The organism is Streptomyces sp. NBC_01241 (assembly GCF_041435435.1).
Lineage (GTDB): Bacteria > Actinomycetota > Actinomycetes > Streptomycetales > Streptomycetaceae > Streptomyces.
The window spans coordinates 3,710,034-3,734,210 of sequence record NZ_CP108494.1; the positions used below are offsets into that span (position 1 = coordinate 3,710,034).

Genomic DNA, 24,177 nt, shown 5'->3' on the forward strand with positions numbered 1-24,177 from the left:
GCCGCAGTATGCGCACCCGTACACATTTCTTGTACGGGTCGTGCGCGCGTGACGTACGCACGTAGGTGGGAGTTCGATCCGTATGCACCCCAGGAAGCGACAGCGCAAGAACGCGTCGGCAATGAAACTCGTAGGCAAACTGGTCGGCGTGTTCCGCGTCGCGGCCGGCCTGACCCAGGCCCAACTCGCGGACCGGGTGGGCCACCAGGTGGAGACGATCGCCTCCATCGAACAGGGCAGACGCGCGCTGCTGCCGGAACTGGCCCGTCGATTGGACGGGTTGCTGGAGACCAAGGGGGCACTGGAGACGGCGGTGGGAAACATGCCGGAGGTGGACCTGATCCCGGCGTGGGTCGAGGAGTACCTGGACCTGGAACGGGAAGCCCTGGCCCTGTCCTGGTACGACAACCAGGTGCTCCCCGGACTCCTCCAGACGGAGCCGTATGCCCGAGCCGTCTTCCGCAACCGAATCCCCGTCTTCGCCGAGGATGAGATCGCCATCCAGACCACGGGCCGTCTGAAGCGCCAGGAGATCCTGCACCGCACCACACCCCCCACCATCAGCTTCGTGGTCTGGGAACCGGTCCTGATGCTTCAACTCCTCGACGACCAGGGGCATGCGGAGCAACTCAACCACCTGCGGACATGTGCCGCACTCCCCGGCATCTGCCTCCAGGTGCTACCGCTTCACCATCGAACCCATGCAGGACTGGACGGCCCCTTCATCCTGCTGGAGACACCGGACTACCAGCACGTCGCCTACTCCGAGACGCAGCGCGGCAGCCTGCTCGTCACCGACCCCGACGAGGTCAGCATCCTCGCCCAGAAATATGCGATGCTGCGAGCCCAGGCCCTCAGCCCCGAAGACACCGTGGGCCTGCTGGACCGTCTGCTGGGAGAGCAATGAGCACTGAACGCAAGTGGTTCAAGTCCAGCTACAGCGGCAGCGAAGGCGGGCAATGCCTCGAAGTCGCGTACGACTGGCGGAAGTCGAGCTACAGCGGCAGCGAGGGCGGGGCCTGCGTCGAGATCGCCGCGCACCCCGCCGCGATCCACATCCGCGACTCCAAGAACCCCGACGGCCCCACCCTCACCGTCGCGCCCACCACCTGGACGGCCTTCGCCGGCTTCGCCGCCGACCGGCGTCTCGTCTGAGCCCACGGGAGGGATACCACCACCATGGCTGTCATCCACAACACCACCACCCTGACGCCCACCAAACTGGAACTGCTCACCACCTGGCTGCCCGCACAGCCCTGGTACCGCGGCAAGGCGGGGCAGCAGCCCGAGTTGGCCAGGACCGGCGGATTCCGGCTGGACGACCCGGAGGGCGAGGTGGGGATCGAGTTCATGGTGGCCACCGACACGTCGGGGGACCAACCCGTCGCGTACCAGATCCCGTTCAGCTACCGAGGCGCGCCGATCCCGGGCGCCGACGAAGCACTCATCGGTACGACGGAGCACGGGGTGCTGGGGAAGCGGTGGGTGTACGACGGGACGCGTGACCCGGTCCTCGTCGCCCAGCTGTTCGCACTGGTCGTCGGCGAGGCCGAGCCGCAGATGCAGAGCACGAGCAACACCCCCGACCCGTCCGTGACCGGTTGGTTCGCGGAGACCGGCATCAAGGCCGCGCTCGCCTCCACGACCGTGACCGACGCCCCGGACGGTACGGACCTCCTCGTGGAGACAGCACCCGACGGACGTCGGCTGGCCATCCACATCAACCGCGTTCTCCAACCCGGCCAGGACACCTACGAGCAGGCACTCGGCCACGTCACCGCAGACGTACCACTGCCCGACGGCACCAAGGCACGCACCGCGTTCGCCGTCGTCCACGCACACCCATAACCACCCGGGTTGGCCCCCGGTCGTATCCCGTCGTTGTCAGTGGCCGCGTCTAGAGTCGCGGTCATGGCGACGCTCCCGAACCCGCTCCCGTCCCTGGCCACGTCAGGGCTCCAACTCCCGCCCGGCTCACTGGTGGACGCCACGCTCGACGGCGTGTGGCACGAGCCATTGCTCTGGTGCGGGGACGAGCCCGCGTCGTACGGGACGTGGGCCGGGCTGCGTGAGGCGGGCCGGCCGGTCGGGCTCATACCCGTACTGATCGACGGCGGCAATCGCGACCAGTGGCCCGACACCTGGGACCTGGCCCCGGACAGGACGTCGTACCCCGGTGATCACGACGCCGAGGAAGTGCTCGGCGAGTACTGGGCGGACTGCGCACCCGACGAACTCGACGCCGCCGAGGACGAGTGGCCGGGCCTGGCACCCGCCCCGTCCGTCGACGGGCAGTCCACCCCGGACGGCCTGGCGGCCGAGATCGCGGACGAGTGCGTCGGCCCGGACGGCTGGTTCCCCGGTACCCGGGCGGCGCTCGTCCCGGCCCGGCGCAGCGCGGACATCCCGGCGGCGATCGGCTGGTCGGGACCGGTCAACTACGAGGACGACGTGGCCCGGCTCTGCGCCGTGCTCCGCTCCTGGGAGGACCGTTTCGGCATACGGGTCGTGGTGCTCGGCTTCGACACCCTGACCGTGTCCGTCGGACGCCCGCCCACCACCCTCTCCGAGGCACGGGCGCTCGCCGCCGAGCACTTCGCGTTCTGCCCGGACAACATCAACCAGAACCCGCCGTATGACCTGGATGTGTACGCCGAGAAGATGGTGCTGAACCAGGAGACCTGGTCGTTCTGGTGGGACTAGCGGACCACGGCCTGGGCGGTGGCCCGCGCCCCCTGGGGTGCGGGCCACCGGTCTCGCACTCGGTCTCAGTTGCAGAACTCGGCCTGGGCTTTCAACGCTGCCACTGGCGCCTTGCCCTTGCCATACTTGGTGGCGCAGACTACAACCCCGATTTCGGCGTCGGCCCAGGTAAAGAGTTTCCCTTTAACCCTGGTGCCATCAAGGCATTTCAGAGACAAAGGAATCGTAACCTTTTCCACTGCGGCATATCCGACGTATTCCTTCTTTTCCTTGACGCCGGACAGGAAATGGTCCATTTCCGAGAGAGCATCACTGGTTCCGGAAGCGATGAGGTCCGACTCATCCCCGATGGCCGCCAGAACGGCGGCTTCGTCCACGCGGTCGGATTCCCATTCGACCTTGGCAGTGACAGGTTTATCGACCAGGACGACGTTCTTTTCGTCTCCCCATGCAGGATCCACCTTCCGGATCGCCGTGAATGTCCAGTTGCGCGGAATCTTTTTCACCGGGGGAGCACTGAAGGCGGTGCTCCCGCAGCTCGTTCCCGCCGCGGAGCTCGTGGCGGTCGCATGCCCGGACGTCTTGGGGGTGCCGCTCGCCGTGCAGCCGGTTGCCGACATGGCGACGACGGCAACAGCAACCCATGCCGGACGTGGCCTCATCAGCAGTAGCTGCTCTTGGCGAGGGCCGCCATGCTTCCGGACGGCTGGGCGATGTCGCACTGGGCCGCTCCCACTTCCTGCACGTGGTGGGATTTGCCGGTGCCCTTGGCCGTGACGAGCATATTGCCGGAGCCGCTGGAGCAGGTGTTCTTCTCCCAATTGCCCGTGACCTGGACACGTCCCGCATAGGTGACCACGTACTTCTGCGGCTTGACCGTGGCGGTGACGGAGACCGACGTGGAGGAGGTCGACGAGCCGGAGGCGGCGAGCGAAAGGCTCGTGCTGGCCGACAGCTTGCCGATTACCGCGCTGGCCTCGGCCGAAGCACCGCTTGTGTACGTGATTCCGGCGGTAAGCGTCAGCTGATGTCCGGTGGTGAAGTTGGACGACATGTCGGAGGAGGTGCCGTTGTAGTGTCGCGTCGCGTGGGTGATCTTCTTCGGCTTGGCGACGTTGGTCACGGTGTAAAAGGTCCCCGAGTAGCCGTCACACGGAATGGCCAACACACCGACGTCTCCGTTGGCGCTCTTGACCGAAGGCGGCTGCGGCTCGGCAGCGGAAGCCGTCGAGCCGGCGCCGGCCACGACACCGAGAGCGAGAAGAGCTGCTGCCACAGGGCGGTGGGCCATACCGAAAGAGCGATTCACTTACTTCCCCTATCTTCCATGTACGCGAGTTTCAAAAATGCGTGGGCGAAATTTCAGCACGATTACGCATTTGGGCATCCGACAGGCAACCCGGAGCGCCTGAGGCTTTGACTGACTCGCGGGGCCGAAGTCGGTTGATCGAAAACTGCTTGAGATGCAGCGAGAATGTTTGCTCGTGGCTTCCATCCCCTGCCCTCACCGCTTCCATGTCACCGGAGCAGACGCACGGTAACACCAGAAGATCTCTGAGAAATAGAGATCGGCGGGAATCTCGCGACAGTAAAAGAAGGGTAATCTCCCTCAATCCACGCAATGCGGCTTCGGACAGGCGGCGCACTTGAGGGTTACTTGAGCCTCGCCGGAGAGAACAGGCCTTCGGCATAGGCGCCCGATGCCCGTTTCATGATCATATGGGCCTGAAGAGGACAAGCCACCTGCTGGTATCGCGGGCGTGTGCCGGAGGCCGGCGACGAAGGCAGATGACTGGGACGACCACCCCCATGAGCAGCTCTTCTGAACGCCTCCGAAGCGGAGATCAAGGAGGACTTCCTCCGCTCGAACACTTCCCTGGGCCTCACCGAGGCTTCAGCTGCGGCACGGACCGGACACGGCACCCGCCCCGTCACCGCGACTCACCTGCTCCACGCCGTGATCTGGATCCGCAGCCGCTACGCGTCCGTGCCCGACTATCTCTTGGCGCACGGCGCCAAGGAGGCCGAGTTGCAAGCGTTGCACATCGCCTTGACCTGACGCGGTCCAGCGACACAGCCACTGGTCGGGGGCTCACCGGCCGCCGGGCGGTCTGTGCGGGCCGCTGTAGCCGCCGCCGATGAGATGCGTGCGTCGGGAAACGTGGCGTAGGGCAGGCCGCCGTACGATGCGTCGCACTCTGCCGCCCGGCAGATGAGTACGACGACTCATGTGCCGTATTCGACCACCCGATTGAATCGCACGCATGCCCGACAACGTCATGGACAGCCGCCCCCGGCACACCTGGATAGCCTCGCTGATCTCCACGGTCGTGACGCTTCCGCTCGCATTCATCGCCCTGGCCTTCACCATGATCTCGCCGATCGCCTGCGACTACTGCTCGGAAGCCGAATCCGACCGGTTCAGCAGGAGCTTCGATCCCGCGTGGACGGTGTTCTGCTGCGGTCTGGTCCTGGCCCTGATCACGCTGGTCGCGAGTTGGGTGATCAACCGGCGCAGACCGCCGGCCTGCGTCGTGCTCGCCGTACTCGCCCCCGGCACAGTGGTCCTCGCGTGGGTGGTGTTCACGGCCCTGGTCGACTGGCCCTGAGTTCCCTACAGGTCCTGAGACGGTCTGCCAATTCAGCGGCTGATCCCGGTTGTTGAGTGCGGTCACCTGGTGAAGGGCGACGGCCGCCGGGGCGGTGTCGGGGTGGGCCGCCGCACGGCGACCGCATCGTGGAATCTCCCTGGACGGCGGACCGAGGCTTCGTAATGTGCAGACATGACAACCACAGCCGATATCGCCGCCGCCGTCCCCGCTCTTGCCGCTCGTACCGCCGACGTGGGCGGGTCGCCCGTACGGGAGATCCTGGCGCTGACCGCCCGCCCCGAGGTCATCTCGTTCGCGGGCGGCCTCCCCGCCCCCGAACTCTTCGACGCGGAGGGCATCCGCGCGGCCTACGACGCGGTGCTGCGCGAGTCGCCGCGGCAGGTGCTGCAGTACTCGACCACCGAGGGCGACCCGTCGCTGCGTACGGCCGTCGCCGCCCGGCTCACCACGCGCGGCCTGCCGACCGACCCCGCCGACCTGCTGATCACCGGCGGCTCGCAGCAGGGCCTGTCGCTGCTGGCCTCGGCCCTGTTGGAGCCCGGCGACACCGTTCTGGTCGAGGACCCCAGCTATCTCGCCGCGCTGCAGTGCTTCGGACTCGCCGCCGCGCGGATCATCCCCGTCCCCACCGATGAGGACGGCATCATGCCGGACGCGCTGGACGCGCTCGTCGCGGCGGAACGGCCCAAGCTGCTGTATCTGGTGCCCAACTTCCAGAATCCGACCGGCCGAACGCTGTCGCTCGCACGCCGGCAAGCGGTCGCGGAGGTGGCGGCACGGCACGGGCTCTGGATCGTCGAGGACGACCCGTACGGCGAACTGCGCTTCAGCGGCAAGCCTGTTCAGTGGATCGCGGGCTGCGCCGGGGCAGAGGACCGCACAGTGCTGCTGAGCAGCTTCTCCAAGGTGATGGCCCCCGGGCTGCGGCTCGGCTGGCTGCGCGCCCCGGCCGCGCTCCGGCGCGCCTGCGTCATCGCCAAGCAGGCCGCCGACCTGCACACGTCGACCATCGACCAGGCCGCTGCGGCCCGCTACCTCGCCGACTCCGACCTGGACGCCCACCTCGCCACCGTCCGCGACGCCTACCGCGAGCGCCGCGACGCCCTGCTCGCCGGACTGGCGGACGCGTTGCCCGCCGGAAGCAGTTGGAACCGGCCGGACGGCGGCATGTTCCTCTGGGCCCGTCTCCCCTCCGACCGCGACGCGACCGTCCTGCTCCGGCAAGCGGTCGCCCACAACGTGGCCTACGTCCCCGGCGCCCCCTTCTTCGCGGGTGACCCGGACCCGGCGACGCTGCGCCTGTCGTTCACCACCCACACCCCGTCCGAGATCGCGGACGGCCTGAACCGCCTGGCCAAGGCCCTCCGCTGACCCCAGCCCCACCAGGCGCAGCCCCGCCCCCGTCCCGTCCCGGGGCGCATCGGATCGACGGCGTCGAGACACTCACCGGCCGAGGCGCTCGGTCGCAGCGGCAATGCCGGTGAGTGCGGCCAGGCGCGGCCACGCACTCCAACCGGGTGACGGGAGGCGGCCGCTCAACGCCCTGACGAGGCCGACGCCAAGTGGCAACGTCGCCGCATACGATCAACCGATGAACGCCGCCATCCCACTGCACGCGGGCGCGACGCCGTCCGCCCCCGCTCTCGTTCTTCGGCCCTGGCGCATGGAGGACGTCGCCGCACTGGTCGAGGTGTGCCAGGACTCCGCCGTGCGCCACTGGACGGCCGTGGCCGTGACCAGCGGCGCCGACGGGGCGCGGTGGGTGCGGGCCCAGCAGGATAGCTGGGCAGCAAAGCACCGGTTCGGCTTCGCCGTCCTTGAAGCACAACCCGACGCGGTTCACGAACGATTGGCAGGCGGCATGGTCCTCAAGGAAGTCGCACCCGGCAAACCCTCAGCCGAGGTGGGCTACTGGACCGCGGCACACGCTCGGGGGCGGGGTGTGGCCCCTCGCGCCCTGGAGGCCCTCACCAACTGGGCCTTCGACACCTTCGGCGCGGACGGGCTGAAGCGTCTCGAACTCCTTCACCAGGAGGACAACCTGGCATCGTGCCGCGTCGCGCGGAAGAGCGGGTACGAGTTCGACAGAGTCCTGCCCGCAGCCCCGCCCGCCTTCCCCCTCGATGGCCATCTGCACATACGACACGCGGATTCCTGAGTTCCGCTCGCCTTCTGCTTCTACGGACCGGCCAAGGCCGTCGCCCCCCGCAACGTCCACCCGAGCCGGGCGCGGAGTCCGGCGCGGGTTCAGGAATCCGCACGAGATCGGCCGCGGACGAAAGGACAAGCCGAGCCCTACGCGCGCCCCAGCCGCTGCGCGACCTCCGTCGCCCAGTACGTCAGGATCATCTGCGCCCCGGCCCGCCGGATCCCGGTCAGGCTCTCCAGAATGGCCGCGTCCCGGTCGATCCAGCCGCGCTCCGCCGCCGCCTCGATCATCGCGTACTCGCCACTGACCTGGTACGCGGCGACCGGCACGTCCACCGAGTCGGCGAACTTCGCGAGGATGTCGAGGTACGGGCCGGCCGGCTTGACCATGACCATGTCCGCGCCCTCTTCGAGGTCGAGCGCCAGCTCGCGCAGGGACTCACGGGTGTTCGCCGGGTCCTGTTGGTACGTCTTGCGGTCACCCTTCAACGACGACCCGACGGCCTCGCGGAACGGCCCGAAGAACGCCGACGAGTACTTCGCCGTGTACGCGAGGATCGAGACGTCCTCGTGGCCCGTCTGGTCCAGCGCGTCACGGACGACGCCGACCTGGCCGTCCATCATGCCGCTGGGACCGACCACATGGGCGCCGGCGTCGGCCTGGACCTGGGCCATCTCGGCGTACCGCTCCAGCGTCGCGTCGTTGTCGACGCGGCCGTCGGCGGTCAGGACACCGCAGTGGCCGTGGTCCGTGTACTCGTCCAGACACAGGTCCGACATGACGACGAGCTCGTCACCGACCTCCTCGCGCACCGCGCGCAGACCAACCTGGAGGATCCCGTCCGGATCCGTGCCCGCCGAGCCCCGGGCATCCTTCTTCTCGTCCGTGGGGACGCCGAAGAGCATGATCCCGCAGACGCCGGCCGACACCGCCTCGACGGCAGCCTTCCGCAAGGTGTCCAGGGTGTGCTGCTGGACGCCGGGCATGGCCGAGATGGCGACGGGCGCGTCGATGCCCTCGCGCACGAACGCGGGCAGGATCAGGTTCGCCGGGTCGAGCCGTGTCTCGGCGACCATGCGCCGCATCACCGGGGTCGTCCGCAGCCGCCGGGGGCGGGAGCCGGGGAAGTTTCCGTACACAGTCATGCTTCGAGACTAGACCCCTGCACATCACCGATTTACCGACACCGGCGCCGGAAAAGCGTCACAACGGCGACGGGCGGCCCGGCCGCCGAAGCAGCCGGACCGCCCGGTCCTCACACCTCACACACGTCAGGTCGTCGTACGACGCCGCCGTGCCCCCGGACGCCGCTCGCTCGGCCGCGTCACCGGGTCACCGGCCTCCTTCGCCGCCTCCCGGCGCTGCGCACCGAACTCGGCGAGGGCCTCGGCCAGCCTGTGCACCGAAGGCTCCGGCGACAGGACGTCGACGCGCAGCCCGTGCTCCTCGGCGGTCTTCGCCGTCGCCGGGCCGATACACGCGATGACCGTCACGTTGTGCGGCTTGCCCGCGATGCCGACGAGGTTCCGTACGGTCGACGACGAGGTGAAGAGCACCGCGTCGAACCCGCCGCCCTTGATGGCCTCACGCGTGTCGGCGGGCGGCGGCGAGGCGCGGACCGTGCGGTACGCGGTGACGTCGTCGACCTCCCAGCCCAGCTCGATGAGCCCGGCCACCAGCGTCTCGGTGGCGATGTCGGCACGCGGCAGGAAGACACGGTCGATCGGATCGAAGACCGGGTCGTACGGCGGCCAGTCCTCCAGCAGACCGGCGGCCGACTGCTCACCGGACGGCACCAGGTCCGGCTTCACACCGAAGTCGACGAGCGCGGCGGCGGTCTGCTCACCGACGGCCGCGACCTTGATCCCGGCGAAGGCACGGGCGTCGAGCCCGTACTCCTCGAACTTCTCCCGCACGGCCTTCACCGCGTTGACGCTGGTGAAGGCGATCCACTCGTAGCGGCCCGTGACCAGGCCCTTGACCGCACGCTCCATCTGCTGGGGCGTACGAGGCGGCTCGACGGCGATCGTCGGGACCTCGTGCGGCACGGCACCGTACGAACGAAGCTGGTCGGAGAGCGACGCCGCCTGCTCCCTGGTACGCGGGACGAGCACCTTCCAGCCGAACAGGGGCTTGGACTCGAACCACGCGAGCTGGTCACGCTGGGCGGCGGAGCTGCGCTCACCGACCACGGCTATGACGGGCTGGTGCCCGTCGGGCGACGGGAGGACCTTCGCCTGCTTCAGAACCTGGGCGATCGTCCCGAGGGTCGCCGTCCAGGTGCGCTGGCGGGTGGTCGTACCGGCCACCGTCACGGTCAGCGGGGTGTCCGGCTTGCGGCCCGCCGCGACCAGCTCACCGGCGGCCGCGGCCACCGAGTCGAGCGCCGTCGAGACGACGGCCGTCGCGTCGCTCGCGCCGACCTCGGCCCAGCAGCGGTCCGAGGCGGTACGGGCATCGACGAACCGGACGTCCGCGCCCTGCGCGTCCCGCAGCGGCACACCGGCGTACGCGGGCACGCCCACCGCGTTGGCGACGCCCGGCACGACCTCGAAGGGGATACCGGCGGTGGCGCAGGCGAGCATCTCCGCGCCGGTGTTCCCGTCCAGTCCCGGGTCGCCGGAGACGGCACGAACGACCCGCCTGCCGCCCTTCGCTGCCTCCATGACAAGATTGGCCGCGTCCCTGAGAACGGGAACACCGACGGCTGCTGACTGCGCGTCAACAACCGTCAGCTCAGGCGTGCTTACGCCCGCCCGCGCATGGCAGCGAACAACGCCGAGAACGTCCGGCTCGGCGACAAGGACGTCCGCGCTCGCGAGCGCCTCGACGGCGCGCAGAGTCAGCAGTCCCGGGTCGCCGGGACCGGCGCCGAGGAAGGTGACGTGCCCTTGTGCGGACAGGGCCGGAAAGTCGGATGCGGCGGGGCCGGTGGGGCTCAAAGTGCTCGCTCCCCCATAAGACCGGCCGCACCCTTGGCGAGCATCTCGGCCGCGAGTTCGCGACCGAGGGCCGCCGCGTCGTCGTGCGACGTGGGGACGGGACCGGTGGTGGACATCTGTACCAGCGAGGAGCCGTCGGTGGAACCGACGACACCGCGCAGGCGCAGTTCGTTGACAGCCTGTCCGTCGACCAGGAGGTCGGCCAGCGCACCCACAGGTGCGGAACAACCGGCCTCCAGGGCGGCGAGCAGGGCACGCTCGGCGGTCACGGCGGCCCGGGTGACCGGGTCGTCGAGCTCGGCGAGTGCGGCGGCGAGGTCCGCGCTGGTCGCAGCGCATTCGATCGCCAGTGCTCCCTGACCGGGAGCGGGCAGGACGGTGTCGACCGACAGGAAGTCGGTCACCTCACCGGTCCGGCCGAGGCGGCTGATACCGGCCGCGGCGAGTACCACCGCGTCCAGCTCCCCGCTTCGGACAAATCCGATACGCGTATCGACGTTCCCCCGGATCGGCACGGTCTCGATGGCGAGGCCGTGACTACGGGCGTACGCGTTGAGCTGCGCCATGCGGCGCGGCGAGCCGGTGCCGATGCGGGCACCGGACGGCAGCTGCTCCAGGGTCAGCCCGTCCCGCGCCACCAGTACGTCGCGCGGGTCCTCGCGCACCGGTACGGCGGCCAGCACGAGGCCCTCGGGCTGAGTGGTCGGCAGGTCCTTGAGCGAGTGGACGGCGAAGTCCACCTCGCCGCGCAGCAGCGCGTCGCGCAGCGCGGCGACGAACACACCGGTGCCGCCGATCTGCGCAAGGTGCTCCCGGGAGATGTCGCCGTACGTGGTGATCTCGACGAGCTCGACGGCGCGCCCGGTCACCTCACTGACCGCGTCGGCGACGAGGCCGGACTGCGCCATGGCGAGCTTGCTGCGCCGGGTGCCCAGCCGGAGCGGTGCGTCGGTCCGTGCGCGCTGGGGTGAGTTGTCGGTCATGACCGCCCTCGATTCGGGTCGTTCAGGTCTGCCCGGGAGACGGCGGCGACCGTCTGCGGGTCGAGGTCGAAGAGTTCCCGCAGCGCATCGGCGTACCCGGCGCCGCCGGGCTCGCTGGCGAGCTGCTTGACCCGCACGGTGGGCGCGTGCAGGAGCTTGTCGACGACGCGGCGCACGGTCTGCGAGATCTCGGCGCGCTGCTTCTCGTCCAGGTCGGGGAGGCGTCCGTCGAGCCGCGCGATCTCGCCCGCGACCACTCCGGCGGCCATCGTGCGCAGGGCGACGACGGTCGGGGTGATGTGGGCGGCGCGCTGGGCGGCGCCGAAGGCGGCGACCTCGTCGGCGACGATCGTGCGCACCTGGTCCACATCGGCGGCCATCGGGGCATCCGCCGACGCCTCGGCGAGCGACTCGATGTCGACCAGGCGCACGCCGTCGAGGCGGGCGGTGGCGCCGTCGATGTCCCGCGGCATGGCGAGGTCGAGCAGGGCGAGGCGGACGGGGCCGGCGCCCTGCGCGGGCACGGTGGCCCGGCGGACGGCCTGGCGCACCGTACCGGCGGTGCCGTTCTCCACCCAGGCGGCATGCCGGTCGGGGGCGGCGGGCGGCGCGGGGACGGAGGCGGCGGGCGCCTCGTGCGCGGGGTCGAAAGCCAGGCCGAGCGCTCCGGCGACGGCCTCGGCGGTCAGGACGAGACCGGTCGCACCGGTGCACGAGACGACGACGTCGGCACGTGTCAGTTCGTCGGCGACGGCGGCCATCTCCACGGCGTGGGCGGCCACTCCGGTACCGCCGGGCTGGCCCAGGATCTCGACGAGCCGGTCGGCGCGGGCCCTGGTCCGGTTGGCGACGACGATCTCGGCGACACCGGCACGGGCCAGCGTCGCGGCGGCCAGCGAGGACATCGAGCCGGCACCGATCACCAGCGCGCGCTTGCCCCGGGCCCAGTCGGTGACGTCCGCACCGGCCGCGAGCTGTTCGAGACCGAAGGTGACGAGCGACTGCCCGGCCCGGTCGATCCCGGTCTCGCTGTGGGCCCGCTTGCCGACCCGCAGGGCCTGCTGGAACAGATCGTTCAGCAGCCGGCCGGCGGTGTGGAGCTCCTGCCCCAGTGCCAGCGCGTCCTTGATCTGGCCGAGGATCTGGCCCTCGCCGACGACCATCGAGTCCAGCCCGCACGCCACCGAGAAGAGGTGGTGGACGGCCCGGTCCTCGTAGTGCACATAGAGATACGGAGTGAGCTCGTCCAGACCGACGCCGCTGTGCTGGGCGAGGAGCGTGGACAGCTCGGCGACGCCCGCGTGGAACTTGTCCACGTCGGCGTACAGCTCGATGCGGTTGCAGGTGGCCAGCACGGCAGCCTCGGCCGCGGGCTCCGCGGCAAGGGCGTCCTGGAGCAGCTTGGCCTGCGTCTCGGCAGCCAGCGAGGCCCGTTCCAGTACGGAGACGGGGGCGCTTCGGTGGCTCAGCCCCACTACGAGAAGACTCATGCCGGCATCACGGCGGGCATGTCCCCGTCAGGTCCCTTCCGGCTGCCGGTGGCGGCGCGCGCGGGCGGCGCGGCCGCGTCCGGGCTGCTCTCGGTGGTGTCCTCGCCGGCCTTGCGCTGCTCGTGGAAGGCGAGGATCTGGAGTTCGATGGAGAGGTCGACCTTGCGGACGTCGACGCCGTCGGGCACGGAGAGCACCGTCGGCGCGAAGTTCAGGATGGAGGTGACGCCCGCGGCGACGAGCCGGTCGCAGACCTGCTGCGCGGCACCGGCCGGGGTCGAGATGACGCCGATCGACACGCCGTTCTCGCTGACGATCTTCTCCAGCTCGTCGGCGTGCTGAACGGGGATCCCGGCGACGGGCGTTCCGGCCAGCGCGGGATCGGCGTCGATCAGCGCGGCGACCCGGAAACCACGGGAGGCGAAACCGCCGTAGTTGGCGAGCGCGGCGCCGAGGTTACCGATACCGACGATCACGACCGGCCAGTCCTGGGTGAGCCCGAGCTCGCGGGAGATCTGGTAGACGAGATACTCGACGTCGTACCCGACACCACGCGTCCCGTAGGACCCGAGGTAGCTGAAGTCCTTGCGCAACTTGGCAGAGTTGACCCCCGCCGCAGCCGCGAGTTCCTCGGACGAGACCGTGGGGACCGAGCGCTCGGAGAGCGCGGTCAGTGCGCGCAGATACAGCGGAAGTCGGGCGACGGTGGCCTCGGGAATTCCTCGGCTACGGGTCGCCGGTCGGTGAGTTCGGCCAGTTGCCACGGTGCTCCTGCGGGATGAGCGGGGCTGCAGGCGGCCGTATGCAGCAGGACCGCCCCGTCGAATGCAGGCTATGTCTTTGTGAACACGTGCACAAAGATGGTGTCCGTTTTGTCCGGTCAAAGTGACCGGGGTCACGCACATTCGTCGCGCGATCCCGGAACCGGGGATCGCATCAGCCCGTTGCAGGCCCGAAGGGGGCAAAGCGGCACACTCTCCTCACAACCATTCCCCCGAGATCACTCAAAACGCCCACGATGGTAACCGGGTTTCACTCACGAAAGCAGTGCGCTGCGCAGCCTCGCCGGGTCCACCCGCCAGAACGTGTGCTGTTCGTTATCAATCAGGACAACCGGAATCTGCTCCCAGTACTCCCGGTGCAGCTCCTCGTCCTGATCGATGTCCTTCTCCTCCCAGGACGCGCCGGTCTCCTCACACACCTCCCTCACCACCGTCCTCGCGTCGTCACAGAGGTGACATCCGGGCTTCCCGACCAGGGTCACCACCCGGTCCGCGGGCTTCTTCCTCGTACGTCGCAACAGGGCACTCATGCCTTCATTCTGCGCCGAACGGGACCGCTGCCCCGAGCAGGAGAGGAGCCAGTCCCACCCTTGATCCCTTACGCCCCGAATCGCCCGATTAACAATTCGGCAGCCGAGAGTTCACGGCACGGCATCCCGGCAGGTCCGGAACGGCCGAACCGACTGGCTATGCTCACGACATGGCCGCTCTTGGATGGCTCACACCCCGTAGGCGCCCCGCGACAGCACGGAGCGTGCTGGCAGGCGAGGCTGCAGCTGAGGCAGCGCGGAAGTCCGCCCTCCCCGGCGAACTCCCCGGCGAACTCCCCGACGACCAGCCCGCCGCCGGTCAGGGCGGCTCCGCCCCCGCCGAGGCCGAGGAGCCGGCCTTCCCCGTCGTCGGCGACGACCGGGCCGCCGCCTTCTTCGACCTGGACAACACCGTGATGCAGGGCGCGGCGATCTTCCACTTCGGCCGCGGCCTGTACAAGCGGAAGTTCTTCCAGCGCCGCGAGCTGACCCGGTTCGCCTGGCAGCAGGCCTGGTTCAGGCTGGCCGGCGTCGAGGACCCGGAGCACATGCAGGACGCCCGCGAGAGCGCCCTGTCCATCGTCAAGGGCCACCGCGTCTCCGAGCTGATGTCCATCGGCGAGGAGATCTACGACGAGTACATGGCCGACCGCATCTGGCCCGGCACCCGCGCCCTCGCCCAGGCCCACCTGGACGCCGGGCAGCGGGTCTGGCTGGTCACCGCCGCCCCGGTGGAGACCGCCACGATCATCGCCCGCCGCCTCGGCCTGACCGGCGCGCTGGGCACCGTCGCCGAATCCGTCGACGGCGTCTACACCGGCCGTCTGGTCGGCGAACCGCTGCACGGCCCCGCGAAGGCCGAGGCGGTCCGCGCCCTGGCCGCCGCCGAGGACCTGGACCTCGACCGCTGCGCAGCGTACAGCGATTCGCACAACGACATCCCGATGCTGTCCCTGGTCGGCCACCCGTACGCGATCAACCCGGACGCCAAGCTCCGCAAGCACGCCCGCGCCCTCGACTGGCGGCTGCGGGACTACCGGACGGGCCGCAAGGCCGCCAAGGTCGGTATCCCGGCCGCGGCGGGCGTCGGCGCCCTCGCGGGCGGCACCGCGGCCGCCGTCGCGCTGCACCGCCGCCGCCGCTGACGCACACCCGTTCGTTCCCCGGCGGGGGCCGCCGAGCCACGCCCGGACACCCGGCGCCGATCGGGATCCCTTGCTCACCGGCCGCTCCCGCCAGTCGGATTGCCCGCACCCGACCACAACCCGTCGCACCCGCAGGCAGATCCCGAACTAATCCGATCAATAACCGGTCACGATGTGCTACTTGATGCATCGATTAGTTGCTACAGAAGCGACGTAATCGATGATTTGAGCAACTGGGTGTAGCACTGCCTGTACGAAGCGTTATTCTCCTCAGACGCATTCCGGAACCCACCACTCACTACGACGAGTGACGGTTTCGTACTGCACGTGATGGAAGCTCTGCCTCTGGGAGTCCCGTGTACCCACACGTCGGGGTTGACGCCTCGGGCCTGGCTACGCTCCGCGCAACGGTCGCCGACCGCTTGCGCGGTTTCGTCCCCACCGCGTACGCCGTACCCGCATTTGCCACCCCTGCACCTGCCGGCCCTTGCTACGCCCTGGCCGAACGCGGTGCGGCGGTCGGAAGACGCAGCAACCGCGGCGCACCTACTACGTCCACCGTCCGCCGGCCCACCGCCGACAGCGACAGCGCGCGCATGATGGATCTCGTCGAGCGCGCACAGGCCGGCGAGGCCGACGCCTTCGGCCGCCTCTACGACCAGTACAGCGACACCGTCTACCGCTACATCTATTACCGCGTGGGCGGCAAGGCGACAGCGGAGGACCTCACCAGCGAGACCTTCCTGCGCGCCCTGCGCCGCATCTCCACCTTCACCTGGCAGGGCCGCGACTTCGGCGCCTGGCTGGTCACGATCGCCCGCAACCTGGTCGCCGACCACTTCAAATCCAGCCGCTTCCGGCTGGAGGTGACCACCGGCGAAATGCTCGACGCCAACGAGGTCGAGCGCAGCCCCGAGGACTCCGTCCTGGAGTCCCTCTCCAATGCCGCACTGCTGCAAGCCGTGCGCCGACTCAACCCCCAGCAGCAGGAATGCGTGACCCTGCGCTTCCTGCAGGGCCTCTCGGTCGCCGAGACCGCCCGGGTCATGGGCAAGAACGAGGGCGCGATCAAGACCCTGCAGTACCGCGCCGTCCGCACCCTGGCCCGGCTCCTTCCGGACGACGCCCGCTGATCCCACCCCGGCCGAATCACTCTCGGCGATATATTCATCACGCACTGGTCCGATCATCTTTCTTGCGTAACCCATGTGCCGCGCCCCTCGTTGTGCCGGTTGCAGGCCCCCTGTCGTCACCCCATGTCCGCCGACACTCACTCATTCGTGTGGAAGCGCTCAAGGTGTGCAACCTTCCGGACGCTCAGGGGAGTCGACCGTCATGACGAGAGGAGGTGCCGCCAGTGATCGCAAACGTTTCGGCGCACCGGCGGGCGAACGCCTTCGCCCAGGCCCTGGAGGAGCAGTCGCTCCGCGGTGCGGCGGCCGTACAGCCCGAGGAACCGGCCGAACCGGCCGACCACGGACCGCTGTTGGCCCTGGCGAACGGCCTCGGTGAGCTACCGCGGCCCGAATTGGATCCCGAAGTCAAAGTGGTGCAACGAGCTCAGCTCGTCGCCGCCATGGAGGCCATGTTCGCCGAGGGCGGCGAATCCACGGGTCCTACGGTGCCCGAACAACGGACCAAGGGGGCCCACCGGGCCTCCCCGCTCCGGAAATTGCGTCCGCGCTCACGCTGGGCGAAGGGCCTCGCGGCCGGCGGGCTCACCGTCGGAGTGGCGGCGGGGGCCTTCGGCGGAGTGGCCGCTGCCAGTTCCGACGCCCTGCCGGGTGATTCGCTGTACGGGCTCAAACGCGGCATGGAGGACATCCACCTCACCATGGCCAGCGGCGACGCCGACCGCGGCGAGGTCTACCTCGACCAGGCATCGACCCGGCTCAGCGAGGCCCGTCGGCTGATGGAGCGCGCCCGCTCCGGCGATCTCGACCACGAACAGCTCGGCGAGGTCAGGCGCACGCTCAACGGCATGACGCACGACGCCACCGAGGGCCACCGCCTGCTCCACGCGGCCTACCAGCGGGACGGTGCCATCGGCCCGATCCAGACCCTGGAGTCCTTCTCCCGCTCGCACCGCAACAGCTGGAGCAGCCTGCGCGACCGGCTGCCCGTCCAGCTGACCGATGTGGGTGACCAGGTCAACTCGGTCTTCGCCGCCATAGACGAAGAGGTCGAACCGCTGCAGTCACTGCTGCCCCGCACCCCCGGCAGGAGCGGTGATTCGCGGCAGTCGGACGCCACGGAACAGGCCACGGGATCGTCCGGTACGGACCACTCCGCGCCCTCGTCACCGGAGGCCTCGCACGGCCGTACGGACCCCAGCGCCGCGCCCCACCCCTCGGCCTCCGGCAGCGCCCCGTCCGACGGCCTGATCGGCGGCAGCACGGACGGCCTCCTCGGCACCCCGCCCCCGGGCACCCTCCCGTCCGCCGACGGCCGGATCAGCTCCCCGCCCACGCCGGACGTGACCCTGCCCCCGCTCCTCCCCGGCCTGCTCCCGGGCCTGGGAATCAACAGCGAGGACCTGAACGACTGACGCCACCTCGGTCACCGGACGGGCACGAAGAGACAAGCCCGTCCGGTGAGCCGGTGATCACCGGCTCAGAAGAACACCGACCGCCGCTGCACCAACAACTTGTACAGCGTGTGCTGAATCTGCTCCCGCACCTGATCCGTCAGATTGAACATCAGCATCGGATCCTCCGCCGCCTCCACCGGATACCCACTCGTGGAGATCGGCTCGCCGAACTGGATCGTCCACTTCGTCGGCAACGGCACCGCCCCGAGCGGCCCCAGCCACGGAAACGTCGGCGTGATCGGGAAGTACGGAATGCCCAGCAGCCGCGCCAGCGTCTTCGAGTTCCCGATCATCGGGTAGATCTCCTCCGCCCCCACGATCGAGCACGGAACGATCGGCACCCCGGCCCGCAGCGCCGTGGAGACGAAACCGCCCCGCCCGAAGCGCTGCAACTTGTACCGCTCGCCGAACGGCTTGCCGATGCCCTTGAAGCCCTCCGGCATCACCCCGACGAGCTCGCCGCGCCGCAGCAGCCGCTCCGCATCCTCCGCGCAGGCCAGCGTGTGCCCGGCCTTGCGGGCGAGCTCGTTGACCACCGGCAGCATGAAGACGAGATCGGCGGCGAGCAGCCGCAGGTGCCTCCCGGCCGGGTGGTTGTCGTGCACGGCGACCTGGAGCATCAGTCCGTCGAGCGGCAGCGTCCCCGAGTGGTTGGACACGATGAGCGCCCCGCCGTCGGACGGGATGTTCTCGATGCCCTTCACCTCGACCCGGAAGTACTTCTCGTACATCGGGCGCAGCATCGACATCAGGACCTGATCGGTCAGTTCGTTGTCGTACCCGAACTCGTCGACGTCGTACTCACCGGTGACCCGCCGTCGCAGGAACGCGAGCCCGCCCGCGATCCGCCGGTCCCAGCTGCCCCGCTCCGCCCCTTCCACGGGCTGCCCGGCCCACTGCGGCTCCCCCTGCGGCATCGGCAGCGCGGCGTCCTGCTGCCCGGGAAGGGCGCTGACGGCCGCCGTCCCGACCATCGGTGCGCCCGCGGAGGGCCCCTGCCCCCGGCCGCCGCCCCCCGCGGACCGGCGCCGCGCGGAGCGCGACGCGCCGCCCGCCCGCGAACGGTCGTCGTCGAACGGAATGACCTTGGCATCCGCCATCGTCGATGCGCTCCTCTACCTGCCGCTGGGGGTCGGGTACGTGTCGCCCGCCCCGGTGATCCCCGGACCGTCGCCGGCCACCCCGGTGAACGGCATGGCGGCCACTCTGTCGACCGCCCTTCCCGCCACCTCGGGCGGCAGCAGCCCCGGCCCCTGACTGCGCGCGAACTCCGCGAACGTCTCCGCGGTGGTGAACTCCGGTTGGAAACCCAGCGTCTCGCGCATCTGAACGGTGGAGACCACCCGGCCGTGGGTGAGCAGCCGGATCTGCTCCGGCGAGAAGTCCGTCATGCCGACCGTACGCAGCGCCTGGCCCACCCAGGTGACGGCGGGCAGCAGCAACGGCATCGTCGGCCGCCCCAGCCGCCGCGAGCACTGCGAGAGCAGCAGCACACCGTCCCCGGCGATGTTGAAGGTGCCGCTGTTCAGCGTCCCGCGCCTCGGCTCGCGCGAGGCGATCCCCAGTACGTCGACGACATCGTCCTCGTGCACGAACTGGAGCCTCGGGTCGTAACCGAACACCGTGGGCAGTACGGGCAGCGACAAATAGTCGGCGAGCGGTGAATCCGCCTGCGGCCCCAGGATGTTCGCGAACCTGAGCACGCACACGGCGACGTCCGGCCGACGGCGCGCGAAGCCCCGTACGTACCCCTCGACCTCCACCACGTCCTTGGCGAAGCCCCCGCTCGGCAGGGACTTGGGCGGAGTAGTCTCGGTGAAGACCGCCGGATCGCGGGGCGCGGAGCCGTAGACGTTCGTACTGGACTTGACGACCAGTCGCCGCACGCTCGGCGCCTTCTGACAGGCCCCGAGCAGCTGCATGGTGCCGATGACGTTGGTCTCCTTGACCGTCGTCCGGCCGCCCGTGCCGACCACCTTCGCGGAGACGTCCAGATGGACGACCGTATCGACGGAGTGCTCGGCGAGAACTCTGGCGATCGCGGGCTGGCGGATGTCCGCCGACACGAAATCGGCGTCGCCCAGACGGTGTCCGGGCGTGACCGCGTCGACGGCGATCACCCGGTCCACTTCCGGATCACGCTGGATGCGCCGCACGAAGCGGCCGCCCAGCTGCCGGGCCGCTCCCGTGACCAGCACGACCTTCCCCAAGATCAGCGCCTTCCGTCGAAAGGTTTCCCCTGGCCGTCACCGTAGCGGGTGGATGTTGCCCTGCGATGACCGCACGGCTGCCTTGTGCCGAGACTTTGGCCCGAATGCGGGTACCACCCCACAACGCGCCGCAGCCCTCCCGCCACAAGGGCGGAAGGGCTGCGGATTCACGAACTGCGTTCGCCTACTTCTTGTTGCGACGCTGAACGCGCGTGCGCTTGAGCAGCTTGCGGTGCTTCTTCTTGGCCATCCGCTTACGCCGCTTCTTGATAACAGAGCCCACGACTACCCTCGCTCACTTCTCTTCACTGGTGCGGGGCGTCTGGGCCCACACGACCTACGTCGGCCTAGCCTACCCGCCACCGCGTGAGGGACGTAATCCGAGGTGAACCTCAGGCGGACTCCACCCCCACAAAGGACTCGCGGAGATACTCGTGAACCGCTTGCTCCGGAACCCGGAATGACCTGCCCACCCGGATCGCCGGCAGATGACCGCTGTGCACCAAGCGGTACACGGTCATCTTCGACACCCTCATGACCGAGGCGACTTCCGCCACAGTCAGAAACTTGACCTCGTTGAGAGGCCTCTCGCTGCCAGCAGCCATGACCCACCTGTACCTTCCGCACGAGACGCGCACCGGCTTCCCCTCCGGTGACTCTTCGTCGTTGTGCGCTCACTCCCCAGATTAGGGGCGGGTGATGCGAGTGGGGAAGAGGAGAGACGATCGGCCGCCTACTGTGACAGACACGCCCGATTGAGTACATAGCGCGTGAGCGGCCGGTAGTAGGCGGACCGTACGGCGTCATCGATCGGAACGGCGACCGACACCCGCCCCTCCGCCTCCCCGACGAACAGCGCGGGATCGTCCGTATCCGCCAGACCGATCGCCTCGATGCCCAGCTGACCTGCCCCGCAGACCCATCCGTGGTCCCCGACGACCAACTCCGGCAGCCGCTCGCGCCCCTGCGCCGCGGACTCCAGAACGACCCGGACCGGCAACGGTGAATGGGTATGTGCGCCGGTGTCACCGCCGGGAGTCCGCGCGCCCGGTTCGCGCACCATCGCGACTCCTCGTACGTAGTCCAGGTTGTGTGTGCGTACGCCGAACCGGGTCGTTATGTCGATACATCGGCCCTGCGCAGGAGTGAGTACGGGACACCCTGCCGCCGACAGGGCGTCTGCCAGCTCTGCGTAGAAACCGAGCAGTCGATGCGGATGACCGGTCCCGAACAGCACCGGCACCCGCCGGACCGCCGCATGCGACAGCCGCTCCGCGAAGGAATCCAGAGCTGCCAGAGTCCGCTCCGGATCGATCACGTCCGGGCCCGAAACATGAGCGGGATCGCCCGAAACACCACACTTGTCGGCCATCAGACGAAGAAGATCGGACTCTTCCCAGCGCCACTCGGGGTCGAGGCCGAGCGTCACCCGAGGGTCGCGGGCCGCGAAGAGCCGATAGCTCCGCAGGCTCACTTCCCTCGATGTGGCCACGGGCCCGGCCAGCCGGGCCGCCAGCAGATGCGCACGCAACGCTCCGGTGCTCAACACCCCACCGATGCTGCCCCAACCACCCGGACGGGGGGCCAGAAGCCCGGTTACGCCCCACAGTTGGCGTAACCCATACTCACCACCGCACGAAAACGGCCGCACCCCGACCGCCCCCGCCCGTCTCAGGCCAGCAGCCCCCGCAACGGGAACGCCGCCCGCCTGGTCGCCCGCACCGCCTGGTCCACCCGGTCCGCGGGGTCGTACCCCTCCTCCCACGACTTCCAGGAAGGAATACGCCCGTCCGTCATCCGGGCCGGCCCCGGCTGCCGGGTCCGCGCGTACACCTCGTCCCGCCACGAGGCCGGAATCACCGACTCGGGATCCACCGGCGCGTGCGCGGCGATCCCCACCAGATGCGTCCAGGACCGCGGCACCACGTCGACCACCGCGTAACCGCCCCCGCCGAGCGCCACCCAGCGCCCGCCCTCCGCGTACTCGTGGGCGAGATCGTGACAGGCAGCCATCACCGCCCGCTGCGCGTCCAGCGACACCGCCAGGTGGGCGAGCGGGTCCTCGAAGTGTGTATCGGCCCCGTGCTGACTCACCAGCACCTGCGGCCGGAAGTCCGCCAGCAGCTCCGGCACCACCGCGTGGAACGCCCGCAGCCAGCCCGCGTCCCCCGTACCGGCCGGCAACGCCACGTTCACCGCACTGCCCTCACCGGCCCCGCCGCCGGTCTCCTCCGGCCAGCCGGTCTGCGGAAACAGCGTGCGCGGGTGCTCGTGCAACGAAACGGTCAGAACCCGCGGGTCCTCCCAGAAGGCAGCCTGCACACCGTCCCCGTGGTGCACGTCCACATCGATGTACGCGACCCGCTCGGCACCCAGCTCCAGCAGCCGCGCGATGGCGAGCGCCGGATCGTTGTAGATGCAGAACCCCGCCGCGCCGCCCGGCATGGCATGGTGCAGCCCGCCCGTGAAGTTCACGGCGTGCGCGGTGTCCCCACGCCACACCGCCTCGGCCGCGGCCACCGACTGCCCGGCGATCAGCGCCGACACCTCGTGCATCCCCGCGAACGCGGGATCGTCGACCGTCCCGAGCCCGTAGTTCTGATCGGCGTGCTTCGGATCCGCCGACGCAGCACGCACGGCAGCCACATAGTCCTCGCGGTGCACCAGCCGCAGCGTGGACTCGCCGGCGGGCCTGGCCGCCACCACATCCACCGCGCGGTCGAGCCCGAACGCCCGCACCAACCCCATCGTCAGAGCGAGTCTGACGGGGTCCATCGGGTGACTCTCGCCGAAGTCGTATCCCGTTACTGCGTCATCCCACATCAACTGTGCGCGGCCGCTCATGGCCGCCACCGTATCGGGCAGGTTCCGCGCCGAACGACTTGGCGTACACGAGCGTTGCAAGGACCAGCACCATCGGTACGAGCATCGCCCCCCGGTAACTCCAGGCGTCCCCGAGCGCCCCCACGAGCGGCGACCCCACCAGGAATCCCACGTAGTTGAAGACATTCAGCCGCGCGATGGCCGTATCGCTCGCCCCGGGGAACATCCGCCCGGCGGCGGCGAACGTCTGCGGCACGATCACACACAGCCCGAGGCCCAGCAGAGTGAACCCGAGCATCCCGACCCATGCCCCACCGGCCAGCGCCACCACAGCGAACCCGACCGCGGCCAGCACACTCCCGAACCGCACCACGGCCACCGCCCCGAACCGCCGCACCCCGAGGTCCCCGACAGCCCGCCCCAGCAGCGTCGTCACCATGTAGACGTTGTACGGAACGGTCGACAGCTGCTCCGAACTCCCCAGCACGTCCTGCAGATACTTGGCGCTCCAGTTGGAGACCGTCGAATCCCCGATGTACGCAAAGCTCATCACCAGACAGAGCGGCATCAGCAACTTGAACGAGACCGACGCAGCCCCCTTCCCCTGCCCCTCCACCGGACTCGCCTCGACGGACGCGCCCTCGGCGTACCACCGGCTCCCGATGAGCGCGACAGGCAGCAGCACGACAACCGCCGGCAGGTACGAGACCAGCAGCGACAGATCCCAGTGCGCCCCGGCCCACGCCATGGACGCCCCGGCGATCCCGCCCAGGCTGTACGAGGCATGGAAACCCAGCATGATGGAACGCCCGTACGCCCGCTGGAGGCTGACCCCCATCATGTTCATGGAGGCATCGAGCGCCCCGACGGCAAGTCCGAACACGCCGAGCGCCAGAGCCGCCTCCCACAAGGTGCTCCCTGCCCCGACACCAAGCAGCGCAAGCAGCACAACGGGCTGCGCCCACCTCAGTACGATCCCGGGCCGTACCCGCGCGACCACCTTCTCGGTGACGACGCTGCCCACCCCGGCCAGGATCGGCACCGCGGCCAGGAACACCGGCAACAGCCCGTCGGATATCCCGTACCGGTCCTGAATGGCGGGAATCCGCGTCACGAGCAGGGCAAAGGTGACTCCCTGCACGAAGAAGCTCAACGCGAGGGAGGCCCTGCCGTGCCGCAAGCGAGCATGTGTCATGGCCGCGAGCGTAGGGCCAGTTT

At 69.5% G+C, this 24,177-nt stretch carries 26 protein-coding genes; 11 read left to right on the top strand and 15 right to left on the bottom strand.

All coding sequences use genetic code 11. The annotated features are described in order from the left end of the window. Positions 1–121 precede the first annotated feature (121 nt). From OG306_RS16385 to OG306_RS16400, 4 genes are all read left to right on the top strand, one after another. Positions 122–907 carry a helix-turn-helix domain-containing protein gene (locus OG306_RS16385; protein ID WP_266746902.1) on the top strand — a complete coding sequence of 262 codons (786 nt, stop codon included), beginning with the start codon at positions 122–124 and terminating at the stop codon, positions 905–907. Beyond that, a complete protein-coding gene (locus OG306_RS16390; protein WP_266746903.1) occupies positions 904–1,155 on the top strand; it encodes a DUF397 domain-containing protein in 252 nt (83 codons plus the stop codon). The genes OG306_RS16385 and OG306_RS16390 overlap by 4 nt, the downstream gene beginning before the upstream one ends. Before the next feature lie 24 nt (positions 1,156–1,179). Further along, the gene (locus tag OG306_RS16395) at positions 1,180–1,848 is read left to right on the top strand and encodes a maltokinase N-terminal cap-like domain-containing protein (protein WP_266746904.1); all 669 of its coding nucleotides are present in this window, start codon (positions 1,180–1,182) and stop codon (positions 1,846–1,848) included. Between the two features lie 63 nt (positions 1,849–1,911). Continuing rightward, positions 1,912–2,703, top strand: a complete 792-nt coding sequence (locus OG306_RS16400; protein WP_266746905.1) for a DUF4253 domain-containing protein — start codon at positions 1,912–1,914, stop codon at positions 2,701–2,703. Positions 2,704–2,768: 65 nt separating this feature from the next. Here OG306_RS16400 and OG306_RS16405 read toward each other — a convergent pair whose 3' ends face one another. Next, entirely contained in the window at positions 2,769–3,323 is a 555-nt protein-coding gene (locus OG306_RS16405; RefSeq protein ID WP_266746906.1) for a hypothetical protein, read from the bottom strand. A gap of 41 nt (positions 3,324–3,364) precedes the next feature. Beyond that, the gene (locus tag OG306_RS16410; protein ID WP_327259081.1) at positions 3,365–3,979 is read right to left on the bottom strand and encodes a hypothetical protein; all 615 of its coding nucleotides are present in this window, start codon (positions 3,977–3,979) and stop codon (positions 3,365–3,367) included. A 546-nt stretch (positions 3,980–4,525) separates the two neighbouring features. On the opposite strand from OG306_RS16410, the gene OG306_RS16415 reads away from it, so the two are divergent. The 4 genes from OG306_RS16415 to OG306_RS16430 all read left to right on the top strand — a co-directional run bounded on the left by OG306_RS16415 (position 4,526) and on the right by OG306_RS16430 (position 7,473). Beyond that, complete coding sequence (locus OG306_RS16415; RefSeq protein WP_353962461.1) at positions 4,526–4,762, top strand: hypothetical protein; 237 nt, start codon at positions 4,526–4,528, stop codon at positions 4,760–4,762. A 205-nt stretch (positions 4,763–4,967) separates the two neighbouring features. After that, complete coding sequence (locus OG306_RS16420) at positions 4,968–5,312, top strand: hypothetical protein (protein WP_266746908.1); 345 nt, start codon at positions 4,968–4,970, stop codon at positions 5,310–5,312. 174 nt (positions 5,313–5,486) lie between these two features. Continuing rightward, positions 5,487–6,686 (top strand): PLP-dependent aminotransferase family protein, encoded by a 1,200-nt coding sequence (locus OG306_RS16425; RefSeq protein WP_266746909.1) that lies wholly within the window; start codon positions 5,487–5,489, stop codon positions 6,684–6,686. 220 nt (positions 6,687–6,906) lie between these two features. Further along, positions 6,907–7,473: a GNAT family N-acetyltransferase gene (locus OG306_RS16430; RefSeq protein ID WP_266746910.1), complete on the top strand. Its 567-nt coding sequence runs from the start codon at positions 6,907–6,909 to the stop codon at positions 7,471–7,473. 137 nt (positions 7,474–7,610) lie between these two features. Here OG306_RS16430 and hemB read toward each other — a convergent pair whose 3' ends face one another. The 6 genes from hemB to OG306_RS16460 form a co-directional block, all read right to left on the bottom strand. Continuing rightward, positions 7,611–8,609 carry a porphobilinogen synthase gene (hemB, locus tag OG306_RS16435; RefSeq protein WP_266746911.1) on the bottom strand — a complete coding sequence of 333 codons (999 nt, stop codon included), beginning with the start codon at positions 8,607–8,609 and terminating at the stop codon, positions 7,611–7,613. A gap of 126 nt (positions 8,610–8,735) precedes the next feature. Continuing rightward, positions 8,736–10,406, bottom strand: a complete 1,671-nt coding sequence (locus OG306_RS16440; protein WP_266746912.1) for a uroporphyrinogen-III synthase — start codon at positions 10,404–10,406, stop codon at positions 8,736–8,738. Beyond that, a complete protein-coding gene (hemC, locus tag OG306_RS16445; protein WP_266746913.1) occupies positions 10,403–11,389 on the bottom strand; it encodes a hydroxymethylbilane synthase in 987 nt (328 codons plus the stop codon). Before hemC ends, OG306_RS16440 begins: the two co-directional genes overlap by 4 nt. Then, entirely contained in the window at positions 11,386–12,879 is a 1,494-nt protein-coding gene (locus OG306_RS16450) for a glutamyl-tRNA reductase (protein WP_266746914.1), read from the bottom strand. Before OG306_RS16450 ends, hemC begins: the two co-directional genes overlap by 4 nt. Then, on the bottom strand, positions 12,876–13,643 hold the full coding sequence (locus OG306_RS16455; protein WP_266746915.1) for a redox-sensing transcriptional repressor Rex: 768 nt from the start codon (positions 13,641–13,643) through the stop codon (positions 12,876–12,878). Before OG306_RS16455 ends, OG306_RS16450 begins: the two co-directional genes overlap by 4 nt. Positions 13,644–13,915: 272 nt before the next feature. Continuing rightward, the gene (locus tag OG306_RS16460) at positions 13,916–14,191 is read right to left on the bottom strand and encodes a glutaredoxin family protein (RefSeq protein WP_266746916.1); all 276 of its coding nucleotides are present in this window, start codon (positions 14,189–14,191) and stop codon (positions 13,916–13,918) included. 170 nt (positions 14,192–14,361) lie between these two features. Here OG306_RS16460 and OG306_RS16465 point away from each other — a divergent pair, with 170 nt between their 5' ends. From OG306_RS16465 to OG306_RS16475, 3 genes are all read left to right on the top strand, one after another. Next, positions 14,362–15,336: an HAD family hydrolase gene (locus OG306_RS16465; RefSeq protein ID WP_266746917.1), complete on the top strand. Its 975-nt coding sequence runs from the start codon at positions 14,362–14,364 to the stop codon at positions 15,334–15,336. 356 nt (positions 15,337–15,692) lie between these two features. Then, a complete protein-coding gene (locus tag OG306_RS16470) occupies positions 15,693–16,469 on the top strand; it encodes an ECF subfamily RNA polymerase sigma factor, BldN family (RefSeq protein ID WP_266746918.1) in 777 nt (258 codons plus the stop codon). Positions 16,470–16,693: 224 nt separating this feature from the next. Further along, on the top strand, positions 16,694–17,884 hold the full coding sequence (locus OG306_RS16475; protein ID WP_371665418.1) for a DUF5667 domain-containing protein: 1,191 nt from the start codon (positions 16,694–16,696) through the stop codon (positions 17,882–17,884). A 65-nt stretch (positions 17,885–17,949) separates the two neighbouring features. Here the strand turns inward: OG306_RS16475 and OG306_RS16480 are convergent, their stop codons facing one another. The 7 genes from OG306_RS16480 to OG306_RS16510 all read right to left on the bottom strand — a co-directional run bounded on the left by OG306_RS16480 (position 17,950) and on the right by OG306_RS16510 (position 24,154). Beyond that, positions 17,950–19,026 (bottom strand): lysophospholipid acyltransferase family protein, encoded by a 1,077-nt coding sequence (locus OG306_RS16480; RefSeq protein WP_371665419.1) that lies wholly within the window; start codon positions 19,024–19,026, stop codon positions 17,950–17,952. 15 nt (positions 19,027–19,041) lie between these two features. After that, positions 19,042–20,136 (bottom strand): NAD-dependent epimerase/dehydratase family protein, encoded by a 1,095-nt coding sequence (locus OG306_RS16485; protein WP_266746921.1) that lies wholly within the window; start codon positions 20,134–20,136, stop codon positions 19,042–19,044. A gap of 184 nt (positions 20,137–20,320) precedes the next feature. Continuing rightward, positions 20,321–20,419 (bottom strand): 30S ribosomal protein bS22, encoded by a 99-nt coding sequence (locus OG306_RS16490; RefSeq protein ID WP_003948845.1) that lies wholly within the window; start codon positions 20,417–20,419, stop codon positions 20,321–20,323. Positions 20,420–20,528: 109 nt separating this feature from the next. After that, on the bottom strand, positions 20,529–20,741 hold the full coding sequence (locus OG306_RS16495) for a helix-turn-helix domain-containing protein (RefSeq protein WP_014046653.1): 213 nt from the start codon (positions 20,739–20,741) through the stop codon (positions 20,529–20,531). Between the two features lie 128 nt (positions 20,742–20,869). Beyond that, positions 20,870–21,685, bottom strand: a complete 816-nt coding sequence (locus tag OG306_RS16500) for a phosphatase (RefSeq protein ID WP_266746922.1) — start codon at positions 21,683–21,685, stop codon at positions 20,870–20,872. 122 nt (positions 21,686–21,807) lie between these two features. Beyond that, complete coding sequence (locus OG306_RS16505; RefSeq protein WP_266746923.1) at positions 21,808–22,980, bottom strand: acetoin utilization protein AcuC; 1,173 nt, start codon at positions 22,978–22,980, stop codon at positions 21,808–21,810. Next, the gene (locus OG306_RS16510) at positions 22,949–24,154 is read right to left on the bottom strand and encodes an MFS transporter (RefSeq protein WP_266746924.1); all 1,206 of its coding nucleotides are present in this window, start codon (positions 24,152–24,154) and stop codon (positions 22,949–22,951) included. The genes OG306_RS16505 and OG306_RS16510 overlap by 32 nt, the downstream gene beginning before the upstream one ends. Between the last annotated feature and the right edge of the window lie 23 nt (positions 24,155–24,177).

Excerpts from the sequence above, each read along its gene's own strand:
- OG306_RS16465 (WP_266746917.1), top strand. The coding sequence starts at position 14,362 with ATGGCCGCTCTTGGATGGCTCACACCCCGTAGGCGCCCCGCGACAGCA.
- hemC (WP_266746913.1), bottom strand. The coding sequence starts at position 11,389 with ATGACCGACAACTCACCCCAGCGCGCACGGACCGACGCACCGCTCCGG.
- OG306_RS16395 (WP_266746904.1), top strand. The coding sequence starts at position 1,180 with ATGGCTGTCATCCACAACACCACCACCCTGACGCCCACCAAACTGGAA.
- OG306_RS16510 (WP_266746924.1), bottom strand. The coding sequence starts at position 24,154 with ATGACACATGCTCGCTTGCGGCACGGCAGGGCCTCCCTCGCGTTGAGC.
- OG306_RS16390 (WP_266746903.1), top strand. The coding sequence starts at position 904 with ATGAGCACTGAACGCAAGTGGTTCAAGTCCAGCTACAGCGGCAGCGAA.
- OG306_RS16385 (WP_266746902.1), top strand. The coding sequence starts at position 122 with ATGAAACTCGTAGGCAAACTGGTCGGCGTGTTCCGCGTCGCGGCCGGC.
- OG306_RS16400 (WP_266746905.1), top strand. The coding sequence starts at position 1,912 with ATGGCGACGCTCCCGAACCCGCTCCCGTCCCTGGCCACGTCAGGGCTC.
- OG306_RS16450 (WP_266746914.1), bottom strand. The coding sequence starts at position 12,879 with ATGAGTCTTCTCGTAGTGGGGCTGAGCCACCGAAGCGCCCCCGTCTCC.
- OG306_RS16460 (WP_266746916.1), bottom strand. The coding sequence starts at position 14,191 with ATGAGTGCCCTGTTGCGACGTACGAGGAAGAAGCCCGCGGACCGGGTG.
- OG306_RS16505 (WP_266746923.1), bottom strand. The coding sequence starts at position 22,980 with ATGAGCGGCCGCGCACAGTTGATGTGGGATGACGCAGTAACGGGATAC.
- OG306_RS16425 (WP_266746909.1), top strand. The coding sequence starts at position 5,487 with ATGACAACCACAGCCGATATCGCCGCCGCCGTCCCCGCTCTTGCCGCT.
- OG306_RS16405 (WP_266746906.1), bottom strand. The coding sequence starts at position 3,323 with ATGTCGGCAACCGGCTGCACGGCGAGCGGCACCCCCAAGACGTCCGGG.
- OG306_RS16430 (WP_266746910.1), top strand. The coding sequence starts at position 6,907 with ATGAACGCCGCCATCCCACTGCACGCGGGCGCGACGCCGTCCGCCCCC.
- OG306_RS16420 (WP_266746908.1), top strand. The coding sequence starts at position 4,968 with ATGCCCGACAACGTCATGGACAGCCGCCCCCGGCACACCTGGATAGCC.
- OG306_RS16480 (WP_371665419.1), bottom strand. The coding sequence starts at position 19,026 with ATGGCGGATGCCAAGGTCATTCCGTTCGACGACGACCGTTCGCGGGCG.
- OG306_RS16495 (WP_014046653.1), bottom strand. The coding sequence starts at position 20,741 with ATGGCTGCTGGCAGCGAGAGGCCTCTCAACGAGGTCAAGTTTCTGACT.
- hemB (WP_266746911.1), bottom strand. The coding sequence starts at position 8,609 with ATGACTGTGTACGGAAACTTCCCCGGCTCCCGCCCCCGGCGGCTGCGG.